Raw genomic sequence first — 16,250 nt, 5'->3', positions numbered from 1 at the left:
GTCCTTATTTTGTGAGCTCAACGAACGGTGACAGCACTTCCAGCAGCGACAAGCCTCCATGAGTGAGCGTCGGGTAGCCGCCCTGGCTGCGCCACTTTCTGCGGCCAAGAGCCAACAGGTGCGCGCCGTGAGGACTGTTGATCTGCAATGCCACGGGCGGCACGAAGGGGCCGGTGCCTGCGGTTCCTGTCTTGCTGCGCGAGCTTCCGAACGTCTGTTTAAGGAACTGTCCGACCTCGCCATCGGCATCGGGGAAGTAGCCGGTGGCCGCGTAGCCGTGATCGGAGGTGATGACCAGCCGTCGTCCGGTGGCGAGGCGCTCCACGAAGGCCCAGAAGTCATCACTGGACAACTGCTCGGCCACGTCTTTGGTCAGCGGCTCCAGCCCCTGGCCTGCACCGGAGCCGTCGTGCAGCTTGGCGTCGGGCCAGTGGTGCCAGAAGATCTGGTTCGGTGCGCTGCCGATCAGAGCTTCGCAGTCCTTCCATGGCAAGTCCACGGTTTCGGTGTTCGCGGCTTGAAGCTTGTGCGCGAGGCCGCCACCGTTGTTCTGGAGCTTGCTGCGACTGGCGAAGCCGAGCGCGCGGGCGAATTCATCGGTTTCGCCGGGCAGCTCGGAGGCGCAGGCAACGACCTCGTGCGTGGCGAAGCCGCGCTCCTCAGCGCCCTGCAGCAACCACGGCAGTTCGCGCAGCGAAAGGCCGTCGAGGATCAGCACCGCCTTGGCGCTGAAGGGCTCGGCCCACCAGCGTGTCAGGCGATCCGAGGTGCGCTCCACGCTGTCGCCGAAGGCTGGCCACAAGTCCCAGCCGCTGGAGGAGAGGAACAGATCCAGTGTGCCGATCTCGCGGTCGCGCCGGACGACCTCGCTGGGCGCGTTGCCCGCGGCCAGCGGCTTCCTAACGATCTCGACAGCCTGATCGACGATGACGCGCCAAGCATCGGCATCTGAGCCTTGGGTCAGGGCCTGCAAGGCGCTGGCGGTCAGTGCCATCAATCGTCCTCCTTCTCAAGGTTCAGCTCGAAGCTCATGCCTTCGGGCAGCTTCTTGAGCAGTTCCTTGAGCTGCGCGCCGTTGGCAGCAGACACCCGTATGGACACTTCCGAGACCTTGGTGGCCGGGCCGATGCCCCAGCCCTCGATCTTGCCGATCAGATTGAGCGGCGACGTGGCTGGGTTCGACAGCGCCGTGCGCGGCTTGGTGGTGCCGCCGTCGCCGCCAAAGATGCCGCCAGCCGTAGGGCCCGGCGTCGGAGCGGGCGAGCCGCCCGGTGAGGGTTCGGACATGCCCGGCGTGGGCGCAGCGCCACCACTTGGCGGAACACCGCCCGGCGGCGGCGTGGGCGGCGTCGAGCCTCCGGTCGCGGGGACGGCCGAGGGCAGCATCACAAACACGTCGTCGAGGTGGCGGCCCGTGAGCGAGAGCTTGGGACGCAGACGCCGCCACGCGGTGTCCTCGTCTTCGCCCGGGTTCGTTTGCAGGTACTCCATGCCGCGCACGTTGATGGCGACCTTGCCCTTGGCGCACAGGCGCAGGAGGCGTTCCTTCATCGCCGTTTCGCCCAGCCATGGGATGCAGTCCTGCCCGGCCGGGCGTGGCTCTTGAAGTTCGCGCAGCAACTTGCCGACCGATTCGTTGTTTGTGGCGTATTCGAGCACCAGTTCCTCGAAATCCTCGGGCACGAAGAGATCGCCGATCAGCGCCTCTTCGATGGCCGCAGGAATCTGCGAGCCTTGCTTGTCAAGACGCTCGACGCTGAACTTGCACTGCGCGGGGTCGGTGAAATTCCAGCGTTGCAGCACGGCGAAGCGGTCGAAACGCTTTTTCAAGTTGTCGCGCAGGCTGTTCTCGAATTCCTTGTGCAGCTTCTTGTATTCGGTATTCTGGCTGCTCCACTCTTGCGCCTTCATCTCGGCGCGGGCGAGGATGAGCAGGTCACGATCCATGAAGGAGTTGGTACTGCCCGCGCGTGGCAGGAGGAAGCGCACGGTGTTGCGGCGTTTCTGCAAATGGTCTTTGAGCCAGCGGCCCAGCGTGGCGTCAAGCTTGTCGGCCTCTTCGGGCAACAAGAGGATTGGCAGACGGTCGTCCCACTTGTCGGGCTGTTCGGCTTCATCGACCCCTGTCCAGGGGTCGCTGACCCACGACTTCGGCAGGGCGATGATACGGAAACTCTTAGCAACCTCATCGTTGCCTCCGATGACGTAGCGCACTTGCTTCGCGAGCTGCGCTTGATCGGAACCATCGGCGAACAGCTTGTCGTTTCGCGCGTAGGCCATAAGCTTCGCGCGCGGGTTCTCCTCCTCGCGAAACAACAGCTTGGTGCCTTCCTGATGGATGTTGAAGCTGTTCTCGACGATGGTCGCCAACTCGACCTGGAAGGCGTTGTCGTCCACCGGCGTGCCACGGGTGATGTCCAGTTGCAGCGTGGCGGGTTCGGCTCCGGCGAGGTTGCCGACGGCAATCGAGCGCAGCCACAGCGCGCCAATGATTTCCTGCAGGTGTGGTGCGACGCTGGCGTGGTCGTGCCGCGCTTCCTGCACCGAAATGATGTTCTGCTGCGCCTTCTCGCGCAGCGTGCGGTGGTGCTGGTTGGCGACGGCTTCTAACAGCGCGCCGATGCCCGAGGTGTCGTCGTCAAGCCGGAAGTCGGCGGCAGTGAGCACGGGCACGGCCTCGCCACGGCTCTTGTAGAGGTTGGCGAGGATGCGGATCAGATCGCGCGTTTCCTGCGCGTCAGTGGCGATAAGTACTTGTTCTTCGAGCAGGCGCAGCAGGTGCGGCGCGTAGGGCCACGATTCGGTGAACTCCCGTCGCTTGCGTTCCTGTTCGGCAGATGGCACGTCGAGCAGGCGGAAGGACTCGACGACATGCTGCGCGACCAGCGATTCGATGGTGCCGCTGGCGATCTGCAGGCGGTTGTCGAACAGGCGGTGCAACAGCATCCGTCGCCGATCCAGCTGGATGCGCTCGGCGCTGCCGCCCGCCTTGAAGTCGATGGCGACCGGGTTAACGCGATGCACCTGCTGGTAGGCGTCGCTGCCGCCATTGCGCACCGAGATCACCAGCACCAGCAGGTCGGGGCGCTCTTTGGCGATCTCCGAAAGAATCTGGATAAAGTTGAACGCCCAGTTCTTCCACGGGTACTGCTTGGTGTTCGTGAGGCCGTCGTACCACGTCTGGAACTCGTCCAGCAGCAGCATCGTCGGTTTGTTCTCCAACAGTTCGATCATGAGCTTGTCAGACGGGATCTCCGTCTTGGACGCCCCTTGGCCGTCCCACTTGCCCTTGATGAAGGTGCCATGCGGATGGTTCTCGAACAGCACATCCCATAGGAATTTGTAGCGGTGGCGATGCAGGCTTTCGCCGATGACATGCATCCCGTCGCGCAGTGCAATCTTGCCGATGCTGGCGTCGGCGAGCGTGGTAGCCCATGCATTGAGCCACGAGCTGGTCGAGGACGGGTCGGTCACCGCGTGGTAGAGCGCGGCCATCAAGTGCGACTTGCCAAGGCCGCGTTCGCCGATCACGACCACGGGGCGACCCTGGCTGGGGCCGACGGCCTCGATGCCTTTCAGTAAGTCGTGCGTGGGATAAGTAATCTCCAGAAAATGCTTGGCTGCGATCTGGGTCGCGCCCGTTTGCTGATCGTTGGACAGCTCGATGGCCGTGCCCTTGAGGCGCTTGCCCCGGAATTCCTCACGTAGTGTCAGTCCAAGCATTACCACTGCCCCCTCTTCTTCGTTGCCCGCGTCGCCGCCCGTTCGGAATCGCCGCCGGTTTGCAGCCTTATCCAGCTCTCAAGGTCGCTGCGCGAGAAGCGCCATGTTCCGCCAACTTTGAAGCCGGGGATCTTCTTTGCCGCGGCCAGCCTGTAGATCGTCCGCTCGGTCACCTTCAGGTAGTCAGCTACCTGCTTGATCGTGAGGATCGGCTCCTCGTTGACGCTCGTGGACATAGGTTCGGACCGCACGCTCAGCAGGAAATGGCAGAATAGTACAAAATTTTCAAGGTCTCGCAGCGACTCGGGCGACTTGAACGGAGGGCCACGCTAGCTTTCTTGTGCTGCTTGAAGGTGTGATGGCGCTGTGCATGCGGTGCGAAACGGCGTGCTGCACGCTACATTGCGGCAAGCAAAATGCCTGTTTCTCCACCCAGATTTGCCGCTGCGATTGGTCAACAAGCGAAAACTGAACTGTTTCAGGATCGGCTTTCACTGTGCGGCGGCTGCCTTCGACCGACCAGCAGCATGTCGCCAGGCATCCGCCGGGGCCGCCCAAAAAAAAAGGCCGGGAGCCCCGGCCTCATTCCAATTGTTAACCCACTGAGTCTGTTGCGATTGCTGCCATGTCGCTACTAGTCGCCAGCAGCTTGCTCCGCTTCGCCTTCGTCGGTTCCCCCGCCTCCGCATTTGATTTGGCGAGCGATGGACAACCAGCTTCATTGAACGCCAATGCTCCGGCGTAGCAAGCCGTCTGCGCGGAAGGGTGCCGGCCTCGAAGCGCGCATGGATCCGACTTGCTTGCCCCAGTCCTACTCCTCTAGACGCGGCATAGGCGGCTTCGCGCTGATGTGGTGTCAATCAAGTCTCCCAGTCGCAACTGTATGTGGATTGTGCACAGGCAGCAAAGCCCCCCCCGCGATCATGCGCATCTCAAGCGGCTTGCTACCATCAGCGAATGGGCGCGAAAACCTCCTCTCCTTCCGATGAACGCCACTTTCGCCAATCCACTCGGCGCGAGAAGGTCGTTGAGCATCTGTTTGTCGGCGAGCTGCTGCGACTTTTCTGGACTCAAAACTCCAACGTGGAGGTGCTTAGACCCGAGGTGGATGCTGCTGGTTATGACATCGTGCTTACGAAGGGTCGTGTGACTCGTCATGTTCAGATCAAGGCATCAACTGGCAAGCGGAAGGACTTCCCCATCAACGTTAGTCTCGGTGCGCAACCCAGCGGCTGCATCGTGTGGTTGATTGTCGATGAACACTTGCAGTTCCAGAAGTACTTTTGGTACGGCGCGCGACCTGGGTGGCGACTTCCAGACCTCGAAGGCTTCCCAACAGCCCGTCGCACAACCCCACGGAGCGATGGAATACGCCCTGATAGACCTTCCATCAGGTCGGTCCCCTGCGCAGCATTCAAGGAGGTCGAATCCGTTGAAGCCGTTGCCCTCAAGCTGTTTGGTAAGGGGTCACAAACTGTGTAGCTCGCATCGAGTGGAAAGGTTCCCATCCGGGAGCCTTCCGCGCCGCAAAACTCGCATGTGCACGCGCAGATTTGCTGACAGGCCGCGATGGACTTTTCGACAGAATTGCTCGGCGGCCTGTACCGGACTCGCAAGGTTCCCAAGTTCTCCTTCACTTGTAGAAGTCGAAACTCCGTTCCCCGACACGCTTCTTCCTCCAGGCTGTGGAATAGCCGCAACACGGGTTTCCTCCACCCGGGTCCAAGGTCGATGTACGAAAACGGGTAGTCAGACAGTGCCCTTGGATACCTCTCTCGCGCGTAGCGGTAGAACTCTGTCGCTTCGGAAGCTTCGGGTACTGCACGTGTCATGACACCTCCTCGACGCAGGCGCCGGTAGCGCCAGTCCAGGACGCGATCAGGATGACTTCGATTTCATCTGCGCGCAGGTTGGGCTCGGGATACACGGCATAGATGCACACGTGAGTCGCTGGGCACTGTGAGAGTACGACTCGGCGAGCTGCTGTCAAGTCAGCGAGGCGCAACGAGTAGGGCCGTACACCGACAAGTAGAAGTGAGGCGGCGGCGCGCCGGAATTCCCGACCGTGGTGCAGAACGGCCTCGATAGCCGCATCGCGGCCACGTTGGTGCCCCTCTGCTCGACTGGACGTGACGCGCAGCACCTGGCTCGCCATGATCGCGTCCACATCAACTGCATCGACAGCTACGACGAACCGGTCTTGCCAGTCGAAAGCGAGTTCTATGCGCTGGCGTATCGGGGCGAGCGTGAGTCCCGCTGGACGCGATTTCGTCGAGACCTGCAGGGGTTCTGGGATGACCCAAGCCGTGCAGGCGATGAATCGCTGGATAAAGCGCCGCCGGCAGGTATTGTGCGAAGCTATCGGGAATCTGCCCTTCACAATAGGCTCGCAATCCGCCGCTTCTCGACCGGTCTCACATAGCGCATCACCATCTCCAGCGACTTGTGCCCGGTCTGACCCATGATCGTTGCGGTAGCCATGCCCGTGATGGCCGCTTCCGTCACAAATCCGGCGCGAAGGCTGTGCCCGGCTACGTCCCTCGCAGCGTCTGCACCTTTGGCCGCGGCAACGGCGGACTTCACGATCAGCGCGACCGACTGGCCCGTCATCCCCCTGGCGGACACCTGGTCGTGCCGATTGACCGCCCGAAACAACGGCCCTGAGCCAATCCCCGCCGCTTCCAGCCACGCCCTCAGGGCAATCACAGGACAGCGTTCCGCCGCCTTCGCCATGGGAATGAACACTGTGCGTCCCATGCCCTCTTGATCGGTCTTAGATCGCCGCAACAGCAACTCCAGCCCGTGTGAATGAGGGCTGACGTCCTCCACAGCCAACGCCACCAGTTCGGAGCGCCGAAACGCCCCGGCGAATCCGACCAGAAGCAGGGCTTTGTCCCGGGCGGCCTTCATGGGGCGCTGCTTTGCCACAGCCAGCAGCACTTCCAGCAAGTCGTCGCGCACCAGTGCCCGGACGCGGCGCTGGGCCACGCCGAAGGTTCTCCGAATGCCCTGCATGGTGCGCCGAACCAGGGTATCGCGCACTGGACTGTCGTGTCCAGCATCCACGTGTGCCCGATGGATTGCGACGAGGCGACGCTGCAAGGTTGCGACGGCCAAGTGTTCGTTCTGGGCCAGGTATTCCGCGACCTTTTCCGGTGTCGCCGGGATCTTCCCGCCGCAACGCTTGAAGTGCCGAACGTCGGCCGCGTATCCTGTCCTCGTGGACTCGGATTGGGCCGCTGCAACGAAGACCTTCACTCGTTTGGCGTGCTTTCCGTTCGTGTTATCGCCCGTGCCTTTCGCTGGACGGCCAACGGCTGCACTGCTGCCCGCCCGACCCTTCTGAACTGTCGGCTTAGTCATGCCCGTACTAGCCATGCTCCACCCCATCGTTCAGCCGCGGGCTCGGGCATTGACTGCACTCCAAAGCGATCTCTATCAGGATCGCCCCCAGTACGCCCAACTCCGACAAGAGCCAGCCCAGCGCCTCCACCGTGTCCCCGCCAATCGTGCGATCCTCAAACTCGGGCGCGGCATAGGGGATGAGAATTCCAACAGCGGAAATGCCGTTGCTCAGCGCGGCGGCAGCGACTTTCGCTTGCTCTCGGATCTCGCGGTGGACTTCCGGCGGCGATGCGGCCACGTCGATCCGTCCGCAAGGATCGAGCTTCACGCTGGGCAGCAGCGCCATTACCTGACGCAATGGGCTTCTGGCTTGGGGCAGCAAGTGGTCCCGGCATTGCAAAGGGCTGCGCGTACCGCACTTTGATCTGGCAGTCATGCGGCTACTCCAGACCGGCAGGACCGGCGGGGATCACAGTGGTGTTCAGCAACGTTGCAGAAGCGCGAGATAGGCATGGCGGCGCCCTCATGAAGTGGGAATGAAAAAGGGGAACAGGAATGCGAAGCGCCGCCGAGAAGAGCGGCGCGGCAAGTACCCGCGACGGTCCGGACGGCGCGCGGGGATGAACTACGGATGTGGAAAGGGAATCCGGCTGGCAGCGACTACATCGCCGGACCCTAGCCCGTGGGTCCTGTGGACTCGCTTGTGTTGCGGAACCGGTTGTGGACCGCGCCCGCAACGGTGGCGATGCTGCCCGCCTCCGGCAACCAGCGGCGCAGCGACTGTCGCAGCAGATCGAGACGCGCCGCGAACTCCTCGTTGTGGTCGCTCACCCAGAGATGGTTGACCTCGTGGATAGCCAGGTCGAGCATCCAGGCGTAGCGCAAGGACAGGCTGTCTTCCGCCGGGATCAACCACGGATTGCACAGGATCTGAATCGGCCCGGCGGTGGGCCTGCTGCAGAGGCCTTCCACCTTCTCGATGAAGCAGAACCCAGTATCGACACGCACGCCGTGGAAGTACGGTGTCAGGCCAATCAGATCCTCGCTGGTCAGCTCGCCCCAGTCGGTCTCGCCGATCCTCCGACCGGCAGGATCCCAAAACGCCACGCCGCTGTCGAGGCAGAGCTGGCACATGAGAACGGTGTGCACCGCCGCCCTCCATGCGTGCGCATACTTCGAAAGTCGAAGCTTTCCCAGTTGGCCCGACAGAGCCGACTTGGTCACGTATGCCTCGCTGCCGACCTTCCTGCGCTGGGCAAGCGAGTCCACCTTCACGTGAAAGTTCGCGGGGTAGCGACCGATGTCGATGCGGTCAAAGAGGCCGGCGAATGCCTCGTGCAGCCCTTGCCCCTGCCTAGCCACAGGTGTCCATCCGCCCGCGTCTTCGATGGGGATAGCCACCCGTCCGGCGTAGATGTCCCCTTCGCTGAAGTTCATTTGCAGGCTCAACGCATCGCCATACCTCAGGGACGACTGCCTACGCACAATCACAGTCAGGCATTCCTTGAAACGCTGATGGTGCTCCCAGGTGAGGCCATCCCGATTGGACGTGAGGGCCAACGAGCCAGCGGCCAGCTCGATGCCGCCAGACAGTTGGACTTTGCTACTGGAGCCGTGGACCTCCTCGATGAACATCGGGAGGCCTTTCACGTGCACCACAAAGGTCGAGACCTTCGGGTCGCCGTCGCCTACTTCGTTGTACCAGACGTAGCCTGCATCGGAATCGACCTCGTAGCCGTAAACCGTGGCGTTGTTCTGCGGCAGCTCCGTGCCGCTGAGAACGATCCGCACCGCACGCCCTGTGAAGTACTCCATGCAGCACAGGCTCGCGTACCGGCGCACCGTATCCGCCCAGTCCTGAGGCGGACGCGAATCGTCGATCTCCACCGTCACGCTGGTACCGCGGCTCTCGTCGATAGCGGGATGAGCCGTATAGGTATAGGTGCCGCCCGAACCCTTCACCACGCGGCACATGCCGTCTGCGGCCACCGTGCAAACGCTGTAGCTGTGGTGCGCCAGCAGCAAAATGGTCTTCGCATAGCCGAATCCTCCGACCGCGCCGTCAGGCTTCCTTGAGCCACCGAGACAGAGGAGCACGTTCACCAAGGTATCCTCGTCCATTCCGGTCCCATCGTCGGCGACCGTGAGCACCGTGTGGCCTTGCGCCGAACTGTCGATGGTGAATCGGATGGTGGCAGCGCCTGCGTCGTAGGAGTTCTGGACGAACTCACGGACCATGGCGAACCGCCAGTCCTTGTACTCGCGCTTCGAGCTCTTGAAGAAGCTGCTCGGCATCTGTACCGACCGAGTTTCGAGGTTTGCCATCGCTCAGTACTCCGATGCGAAGAGCAAGGTCGTAGCGGTGCGAAGACCGTCATCCGTGACCGCTTCGGTTATGCAATACACACGGCGGCCTTGGATGAGGTACGCGCTAAGAATTCGGCCCCCGCACATGATGGCCCGGTCGTTGGCAGCGATGTCCTCGGCGTCCAGCTCGCCATAGTCGCCACGACAGTGCCGTTCGGCCAGACTGGCGGGACTGATCCCGCGCGCCACGAGGAACTGCAGTACCGCCGGCGTGGCGTAGTGACTACCCATGGCGAAGAGTGGTTTGCCGGCTGCGCGCAGGCGGGAGATCTCTGCGGCGTCCAGGGGCGAGCCGCCGTCCAAGTCTGGCATGTGATTCCTCTCGTGAAGTTGAAGGCGTGGCGCACCGCGGTGCGCGCAGGAAGGCATCCGACGCCGGTTTCACCGGGCCGAGATGCAAGGTGAAGGTGGATCGCTACGGTTAGCCGCGAAGCCAGCGGCGCAGCGCAGTGACCTGTGGGTGATCGAGCCCCACGCGCCCGTCGCACAAAATCAGTTCAGATAAGCCAGTAGGGAACTCGCTTGCCGCATCGTCCAGCGCCCGCCAGTCGGTGCACCATGGGTTCGCGGCGAGCCAGCGCAAGATGTTCTGGTAGCGCACGTAGGGGCCTCGGCCATCTGGCCCAAGGACGCCGATCACCCTGGCACCGAGCGAATCGCCAAGACGTCGAGCCAGCACGTCTACCGGATAGTGGTCGCGCCAGGTCGAGGAGATCACAATCCGGCAATCCGATCCGGCAAGGGCCGACGCGAGCATGGCGGTACGCTGGAACTCGGGAACGTTGGCACCTTGAGCGGGATGCAGGACGCCGTCGAAGTCCAACATGAGCACTCTCGCGGGCTGTGGGCATCTCCTTTCCTCGCATTGGTTTGCCATTGCTTTACTCGCTTCCGAGTAACAGCGTGGTTGCAGGCCGCACGCCGTCCGCCCCCTCGCGTTCAGTGATCACATAGATCTTCACACCTGCGACCACTATCACCGAGCGGATGAGGTCGCCTTGCTTGACAGCACGGTCGTTCGCCTGTGCGTCTTGCTCGCTCACCTCGCCCCACATTCCCCCTTGGTGGAACGCGAGAAGCTCGGCAGTCATGCGGCCGTGCTTCGCAAGAAGTTTGAGGACCCCCGGAGAGGAGTACACCGCTCCCAAGCCGAACAGGACCTTTCCTGCTGTCCGCGGTGGCTGATCAATCGCGATACGCTTGCGCTTTTGCTTTGTCATTGGTGAATCTCCATGGCAAAGCGCGCCAAGCCTTTGGTGGCTTGGCGCGCGGAGTGGTTTATGGAAGCGCTCTAGCGCCTATGGGATGCGGCGGAAGTACAGGGTGTCCCGCCGCCTTCACGCATCTGGTCGCTTGCTATGGCAGCTTGGCCCAGTCCCCGTAGAGCTTCGCAACTTCCGGCATGTAGTTCTCGACGTTGCTGAAGACGATAAGCATGCGAGAGTTCGAGGGGTTGGTGGCGATGCGCTGCCCGCCGTATCCGACCAGCCAGGCTGAACGCGGAGTCGGCAGCGTGCCAATCCACGTCAAGTAGCCGTATCCCAGAAAGCCAATGCGCTCCGTCTTCGGGCGGTCCGTGATCTGCGTGGTGAACGCTTCGCGCACAAAGTCTCCGAAGCAGCCGGTCGCCTTCTGACTCTCCGAGATGTAGGAGGCCATCCTGAGCCAATCGTCGAACGTCATGCGGATCGTTCCGTCTGCCTGCCCCAGCTCGCTGCGATCCTGTCCCACGATGGAGGGAGACGAAGTACCGGCGGCGTGCAGGACTTCCTGCTCGACCCATCTGGCATAGGTCATGCCCGTTGTGCGTTGAAGGATGAGCCCAAGGGTCAACGGGGAGGTACTGTTGTACTGAAAGTCTAAGCCCGGCTTGCGCTTGCCGAACACGCCCTTCTCGGCCATGCCAGCAGGGGATGTCGCGAGAAACTGCAGCCAGTTCATGCGCCCAGAATCGACGGCCTCCCTCTCCTCCTTGCTCCAGACCGTACTGTCCTTGTTGCCCACCCACGTGCCGGAGGACATTCGCAGCAGGTCGCGAACGGTGGCCGCACCGATGTCGGCTGCTTTGAGTTCTGGCAGCACGTCGCCGGTCACGGTGTCGAGTGTGAGCTTCCCGCTACAAATCGCCTTGCCGACGGCCAGCGCCGTGAGGGTCTTTCCCATGGAGAACCCGTGGTAGAACCGCGACCGAGATGCTGGCGGCTTGAAGCCGTACCAGACCAGTTCGTTGCCGTTCATCAAGGCCATTGCCTTGCCCGAGCTGTTGGTTAGAAGCGCCTGCGCCTTTCTAACGACCTCTTCTTCATCGGCCGACGGCTTACGGAAGACGATCTCGCGCGGGACTGGCGAAGGGGAAGCACGGTAGTACCAGTTCGGCCCGGTCCCGAAAAGCCATTCGTCCGGCGCGGACGGCGTCGTTCCCTGACTCGGCAGGATCTGTGCGCACGCTCCAGCGGCAGCGAACATGACCGTGCCGATCAGGCTCATTCGCGCCGTTGCGCGACTCGCACTGGCAAAGGCTCGCGGCGCGTGCCGAAGTATTGGACGTATGGCATGCTTGGCCAAGTCGGCGACGGACATGCTGACTGAAGATTGGACCAATCCTTCTCTCATTTTGATCTCCTCTCCTGTTGATCTGTGTATGGCTCACCGGCATCGCCGGAAAGTGCATGCGCGGCGCGCAGTGCTACTTCTTGTACGTGGCGTCCATCGAACCAGTCGCCATCTGACCGCAGTAGTAGGAACACTCTTTCGTTTCGATTTCGACGGTGCCGGGAGGCCCGAACTTCAAGGTGACTTCACACGCGTTGTCCTTGCTGATCGGCCCCGACTGGGCCACCAATCCTGAAAGTCGGGCTTGCCCCTTCAGTTCGCACGTGTGGTGGTCGATGGCGGAATTGATGGCGAAGTTGATCGTGTCGCTGTGGCGCTCCAATCGCACGCTGCCCTCACCGCTCTTGAACTCACCGGCAGCATCGAGTGACGCAGGATCGGCAGGAGGAGCAGGTGCTTGCTTTCGGACGTTCTCCTCGCGAATCTGCCTGTCCACGAGTTGAACCTCGAAGTTCTGCGCCGCAGCCGCAACAAGCGTCGCGGCGTTGTCCATTTCCATGTAGAACTTCCCGCCCCCCTCAGCGATGGCCTGCAAGGTGTAGCCGGTGCGAACTGAATAGGCCGCGCCCTCCTTGCTGGCGACGGTCAACTTGCCCCCGCAGGAGTTCTTCTTGGATTCGCTGCTGTAGCCGTTGCTCACGATCTCATCCAGCTTCACGTCCAAAGTGTTCATGTAGCTGACGACATCAGTCTCCAACTTCCTCTTGACGTCGGCGGGGAAACGCGCGTAGCGCGCTTCCAGTGCCCTGCGTGTTTCAGCGATCACAATCTCCTTGGCTGTCGCAACAGCTTGCGGGTCGTTGCACTCAGGCGGCTTGGTGCCACAAGCGACCAGCGAGCAAGCCAGGAATGCGGCGCCCAGAGTTGCACCGCCACGAATGCGAGTTGTGCTCATTCAAACCCCTCTGTTTGTTGACTATCAGTACTCCTCGGCTTGAATCTTGCCATAGACAGTACTGATAGTGTCTGGTACTGATAGTGCATCGCGGGGAAACTTCTCGGATGCCTCGGTCTGCGTCGAATCCTTCCCACGCACTGTCGCGGGAAGCGCAGAAGGAGCGCGACCAGGTTCTTCGAACCTTTGGCGCTGGGGTTCGGGCGCTGAGAACCGAACGTGAGCTGTCGATTGAGGAACTCGCCTACCGCTCGTCCCTCAGCCCGAGCTATGTCGGAGGCATTGAGCGCGGCGTTCGCAATCTCTCGCTGTTCAATGTGTGGCGTCTTGCCGTGGGGCTCCACGTGCCCAGCGAAGAATTGATGCGCCCACTCGACCCCACGACACTGCCACGCCGCAAGGCCTGATTCCGATTCGCTTCGCTGGCTACTTCCCCTTTCCAGCGGGCTTGGCCGTCACCGCAATATAGGACGTTGGTGCAAACTGCTTGTAGTCCACCACGATCTGACGCTCGGGATCGCTCTGGAAGATGTCCAGGCAGTAGCTGAAAGAGGTGTACTTGCCAGGTACCTCGCGCACGTGATGGAAGATGATCGTCCTCCCCGTGATGCCTTCGCTGTCTTTCGGATCTGCATCAACCCAGATCAGCGCGACGTCGGGGAGCGCGTCGAACGAATCGAAGTCCTTCCACCGTGAAGCGACCAAGCCGCCAAGTTGCATGAGGAGCGCAGCGGCATGCTGTTCGTTGATGTAGTACTGGCCGATCTTAGGGACGCCTAGCTTGTAGGCTGCCGCCCAAACCTCATCAAGCGTCTTGCCCGTTAGGGTGCCGATTGCTGCCAAGATGCAGTCATGTCTAGACAATTGGTGGACGACTGCGAAGGGGACGGTGAAGCCCTCGGGCAGGGATTTCCTTGCGGCTGCTGATGCCATGAAAGTTCCTAGGTTGGTTGCGGTGGTCAAACGCGCATGCAGCGGCCTGGCTGGGTGCGCTGGGCACTTCGCCTGGATTGCTTCTAGAGAGTCAAACCGCGAAAGGGATGAGGACCGAACTTCGCGTCAGAGCTGCACTGCTGTGCGTCCGGTCGAAAGGTCAGTTCGGCGCGCGAATTGGCCCATTCGACACCTCATTGTGCCGGATCGAGACAAGTGGATCAAACAGAAATGACTTTGCCAGGCAGCAAAAAATCAGCGTAAACGGATTGGTTGAGCAGCAACGTTTTGCAGCTCGATGCCACCAGAGTTCGATGCTCTGGTCGGGATGTTCGGTCAAGACTTGCCCCACACGGGCAGCCAACCTCGGCGCCCTGCTTTCGTCCCCGTAGACAAGCAGTATCCCCAACTTGTATTCGCCATGCGCCAAGAAGGCGCCGAGTGTGCGCAAGTCCTTCTCAAACCCACGAGTGCTCGCCTCGGCCGGCTTGACCTCTATCACGGCGAAGTTCCCGCCCATGTCGCCTGGATCGTGAACGAGCAGGTCCGGCTTGAGGTCGTCCAATCTATTCCCTCGAATCAGAGGATGCCCCTTCTTGTCGATCTCACCTGCCAAAGAGTAGATCGTTCGCTCGGGCCACCGGCGTCTGAGTTGGTGATAGAGCTCGTAGCAATAGACACGCTCGCGATAGATTGGGCGCTGTCGGCCGGCAATTGGGACTTGGAAATACTCGGGGCCCAACGCTGCCGTGGCGTCAGAGAGGATCTGGGGAAACTCGCGCATGAGCTACATGATGCGCGGTGAACACACGTTGCGCGTATGTCGAATCAGTTTTATGATGACGCGTTTCGTTTTAAATCAACGACTTACGTCAGAACTGATGGCGGAGCGACAGGGATTCGAACCCTGGATGCAGGTTTTTGCCCGCATACTCCCTTAGCAGGGGAGCACCTTCGGCCACTCGGTCACCGCTCCGGAACCCTGGATTATGCCGGAAAGAACGCCAGTCGCGCCTTCGGCGCTTCAGCCGGCCGGCTGGTCGAGGTCAAAGGCGCGATGCAGCGCCCGCACCGCCAGTTCCATGTACTTCTCGTCGATCACGACCGACGTCTTGATCTCGCTGGTGGAGATCATCTGGATGTTGATGCCCTCTTCGGACAGCGCGCGGAACATCTTGGCGGCGATGCCCACGTGGCTGCGCATGCCGATGCCGACGATCGACACCTTGCAGATCTTCGTGTCGCCTTCGACGCGGTCGGTGCCGAGCGTCGGCACCACCCTGGTCTTCAGCACGTCCAGGCAGCGCGCGTAGTCGTTGCGATGCACCGTGAAGCTGAAGTCCGTCTTGCCGTCGTGGCTAACGTTCTGGATGATGACGTCGACCTCGATGTTGGCATCGGCCACGGCCCCCAGGATCTGGTACGCGATGCCTGGACGGTCGGGCACGCCCAGCACGGAGATTTTCGCTTCGTCGCGATTGAACGCGATGCCGGATACGACGGCCTGTTCCATTTTCTCGTCTTCCTCAAAAGTGATCAGCGTGCCGGAAGCGGACTCTTCCTCGATGGGTATGTCCCACGGGGTGAAGCTCGACAGCACGCGCAGCCGGACCTGGTACTTGCCGGCGAACTCGACCGAACGGATCTGCAGCACCTTGGAGCCCATGGATGCCATCTCCAGCATCTCCTCGAAGCTCACGGTGGTGAGGCGGCGCGCCTCGGGCACGACACGGGGGTCGGTCGTGTAGACCCCGTCGACGTCGGTGTAGATCAGGCACTCGGCGGCCTTCATCGCGGCCGCCACGGCCACGGCCGAGGTGTCGCTGCCGCCGCGGCCGAGCGTGGTGATGTTGCCGTGGTCGTCCACGCCCTGGAAGCCGGTGACGATCACGACCTTGCCGGCGGCGAGATCGGCGCGCACCCGCTTGTCGTCGATGGATTCGATGCGGGCCTTGGTGAACGCGCTGTTGGTGCGGATGGGCACCTGCCAGCCGGCGTAGCTCACGGCCTGCATGCCCTCGGCTTGCAGGGCCAGCGACAGCAAGGCCACGGACACCTGCTCGCCGGTGGAGGCGAGCATGTCCATTTCGCGGGTGACGGCGTCGTCCTGCTTCTGCGGCGCGAGTTCCTTCGCCAGGCCGAGCAGGCGGTTGGTCTCGCCGCTCATGGCGCTGGGAACGACCACCATCTGGTGGCCGGCGCGGGCCCACTTGGCCACGCGTTTGGCGACGTTGCGGATGCGCTCGGTGGAGCCCATCGACGTGCCGCCGTATTTGTGAACGATCAATGCCATCGGAGTGCGGTGGGGGAGGCCCGCTCGGCGATGCCTCCGGCGCGAAATGCGCGGAGTGCCGCGGGCAACCGCGTATTCTAG

At 62.0% G+C, this 16,250-nt stretch carries 16 protein-coding genes and 1 tRNA gene; 2 read left to right on the top strand and 15 right to left on the bottom strand.

Annotated elements, in window-relative coordinates; genetic code table 11:
• Positions 1-4: 4 nt before the first annotated feature.
• The 3 genes from FN976_RS20495 to mads1 are packed head-to-tail and all read right to left on the bottom strand — an operon-like array spanning position 5 to position 3,959.
• On the bottom strand, positions 5-994 hold the full coding sequence (locus tag FN976_RS20495; RefSeq protein ID WP_145894926.1) for a hypothetical protein: 990 nt from the start codon (positions 992-994) through the stop codon (positions 5-7).
• A complete protein-coding gene (locus FN976_RS20490; RefSeq protein ID WP_145894925.1) occupies positions 994-3,723 on the bottom strand; it encodes a DUF499 family protein in 2,730 nt (909 codons plus the stop codon). The genes FN976_RS20495 and FN976_RS20490 overlap by 1 nt, the downstream gene beginning before the upstream one ends.
• Entirely contained in the window at positions 3,723-3,959 is a 237-nt protein-coding gene (mads1, locus tag FN976_RS20485) for a methylation-associated defense system helix-turn-helix domain-containing protein MAD1 (protein ID WP_145894924.1), read from the bottom strand. The genes FN976_RS20490 and mads1 overlap by 1 nt, the downstream gene beginning before the upstream one ends.
• Positions 3,960-4,680: 721 nt before the next feature.
• Here mads1 and FN976_RS20480 point away from each other — a divergent pair.
• Positions 4,681-5,205: a hypothetical protein gene (locus FN976_RS20480; protein ID WP_145894923.1), complete on the top strand. Its 525-nt coding sequence runs from the start codon at positions 4,681-4,683 to the stop codon at positions 5,203-5,205.
• A gap of 894 nt (positions 5,206-6,099) precedes the next feature.
• Here the strand turns inward: FN976_RS20480 and FN976_RS20475 are convergent.
• The 8 genes from FN976_RS20475 to FN976_RS20440 form a co-directional block, all read right to left on the bottom strand.
• Positions 6,100-6,981, bottom strand: a complete 882-nt coding sequence (locus FN976_RS20475) for a site-specific integrase (RefSeq protein WP_255440635.1) — start codon at positions 6,979-6,981, stop codon at positions 6,100-6,102.
• Between the two features lie 112 nt (positions 6,982-7,093).
• Positions 7,094-7,414, bottom strand: a complete 321-nt coding sequence (locus FN976_RS20470; protein ID WP_145894921.1) for a hypothetical protein — start codon at positions 7,412-7,414, stop codon at positions 7,094-7,096.
• Positions 7,415-7,743: 329 nt separating this feature from the next.
• A complete protein-coding gene (locus FN976_RS20465) occupies positions 7,744-9,393 on the bottom strand; it encodes an ATP-binding protein (protein ID WP_145894920.1) in 1,650 nt (549 codons plus the stop codon).
• Between the two features lie 3 nt (positions 9,394-9,396).
• Entirely contained in the window at positions 9,397-9,747 is a 351-nt protein-coding gene (locus tag FN976_RS20460; protein WP_255440634.1) for a hypothetical protein, read from the bottom strand.
• 109 nt (positions 9,748-9,856) lie between these two features.
• Positions 9,857-10,261 (bottom strand): HAD domain-containing protein, encoded by a 405-nt coding sequence (locus tag FN976_RS20455; RefSeq protein ID WP_145894919.1) that lies wholly within the window; start codon positions 10,259-10,261, stop codon positions 9,857-9,859.
• A gap of 55 nt (positions 10,262-10,316) precedes the next feature.
• Complete coding sequence (locus tag FN976_RS20450; protein ID WP_145894918.1) at positions 10,317-10,655, bottom strand: hypothetical protein; 339 nt, start codon at positions 10,653-10,655, stop codon at positions 10,317-10,319.
• Positions 10,656-10,791: 136 nt separating this feature from the next.
• Positions 10,792-11,922: a serine hydrolase domain-containing protein gene (locus FN976_RS20445; protein WP_186511046.1), complete on the bottom strand. Its 1,131-nt coding sequence runs from the start codon at positions 11,920-11,922 to the stop codon at positions 10,792-10,794.
• A gap of 199 nt (positions 11,923-12,121) precedes the next feature.
• The gene (locus FN976_RS20440) at positions 12,122-12,943 is read right to left on the bottom strand and encodes a hypothetical protein (protein ID WP_145894916.1); all 822 of its coding nucleotides are present in this window, start codon (positions 12,941-12,943) and stop codon (positions 12,122-12,124) included.
• A 107-nt stretch (positions 12,944-13,050) separates the two neighbouring features.
• On the opposite strand from FN976_RS20440, the gene FN976_RS20435 reads away from it, so the two are divergent.
• The gene (locus FN976_RS20435; RefSeq protein WP_145894915.1) at positions 13,051-13,350 is read left to right on the top strand and encodes a helix-turn-helix domain-containing protein; all 300 of its coding nucleotides are present in this window, start codon (positions 13,051-13,053) and stop codon (positions 13,348-13,350) included.
• Positions 13,351-13,369: 19 nt separating this feature from the next.
• Here the strand turns inward: FN976_RS20435 and FN976_RS20430 are convergent, their stop codons facing one another.
• From FN976_RS20430 to FN976_RS20415, 4 genes are all read right to left on the bottom strand, one after another.
• Positions 13,370-13,876, bottom strand: a complete 507-nt coding sequence (locus FN976_RS20430; protein ID WP_145894914.1) for a hypothetical protein — start codon at positions 13,874-13,876, stop codon at positions 13,370-13,372.
• A gap of 160 nt (positions 13,877-14,036) precedes the next feature.
• Positions 14,037-14,441 (bottom strand): hypothetical protein, encoded by a 405-nt coding sequence (locus FN976_RS28955; protein ID WP_186511045.1) that lies wholly within the window; start codon positions 14,439-14,441, stop codon positions 14,037-14,039.
• A 317-nt stretch (positions 14,442-14,758) separates the two neighbouring features.
• Positions 14,759-14,852 (bottom strand) — tRNA-Ser (locus FN976_RS20420).
• 48 nt (positions 14,853-14,900) lie between these two features.
• Positions 14,901-16,169 carry an aspartate kinase gene (locus FN976_RS20415; RefSeq protein ID WP_145894912.1) on the bottom strand — a complete coding sequence of 423 codons (1,269 nt, stop codon included), beginning with the start codon at positions 16,167-16,169 and terminating at the stop codon, positions 14,901-14,903.
• Between the last annotated feature and the right edge of the window lie 81 nt (positions 16,170-16,250).

It is taken from the genome of Caenimonas sedimenti (genome assembly GCF_007833165.1).
GTDB lineage: Bacteria > Pseudomonadota > Gammaproteobacteria > Burkholderiales > Burkholderiaceae_C > Ramlibacter > Ramlibacter sedimenti.
The sequence above is the reverse complement of the archived record's forward strand: the minus strand, read 5'-3'. Positions and strand labels throughout refer to the sequence as shown.